This window comes from Pseudomonas sp. FSL R10-0399 (assembly GCF_009600165.1).
Classification (GTDB): Bacteria; Pseudomonadota; Gammaproteobacteria; order Pseudomonadales; family Pseudomonadaceae; genus Aquipseudomonas; species Aquipseudomonas helleri.
This window is the reverse complement of record NZ_WIWK01000283.1, coordinates 1-685: the sequence shown is the minus strand read 5'-3', so window position 1 is coordinate 685 and position 685 is coordinate 1. Positions and strand designations below refer to the sequence as shown.

The window sequence follows — 685 nt, the reverse complement described above, 5'->3', positions numbered from 1 at the left end:
GTACTTCAGCGTTTCCGAAACCGCGCGTTGTAGCGCAGCCCCTCCCACCTCCGTCCCGGTCTCTGAGCTCCGATCTTTAATCGCTTGAACGTGCACACCGCTTGGCGAGATCGTCGGATCGCGCATGCATTCCTGCCAAATCTCAACCCAGCGGGCATGCTTAACGTATTTCGATCCAGACAGCATCGAAGGCGGGACCATCAGCAAAACGTGAAAATGCGGGTGCGCCTCCCCAATCGCACTCCGAGTTACCTCGGTAGTCCGTACCCAACCAATCACCGCTTTTAACTCTTTTCGCGCCTGGAGTCGGTTCCACCCGGCATTCATCGCCGTAAGAGTCGCTCCAAGCTCGCCTATGGGGCAATTGGGCACAGTCAGGGTCAGGAATAGCCAGCGAGCCTTAGGATGCTCTAGAACGATCTGAGGGAGAGATTGGTGAAACCGAGCCTGCCACATGAGCGAGCGCCTCCACTGACACACCGGGCAATGACGTACCCGGCAAAAGTACGCCGTACGCAAACGTAGGGCATTCACTGATGTTTCAGGGTTGAGAACCCAACCAAACAGCAATAACCCCCCACAGTCGGACATTCGAGCGGCGTAGCGCTCAAATTCTAGAGCGCTGGCATAAATCCCACCCACATCGTCAGATTGACCTCTGTGAATGTCCCACGGGACATCATTC

The 685-nt window shown here is 56.1% G+C and carries 1 protein-coding gene; it reads right to left on the bottom strand.

The features are described from left to right. A partial coding sequence (locus GHO41_RS29455; protein ID WP_256678896.1) for a protein rep occupies positions 1–591 on the bottom strand: 591 nt, incomplete at its 3' end. Between the last annotated feature and the right edge of the window lie 94 nt (positions 592–685).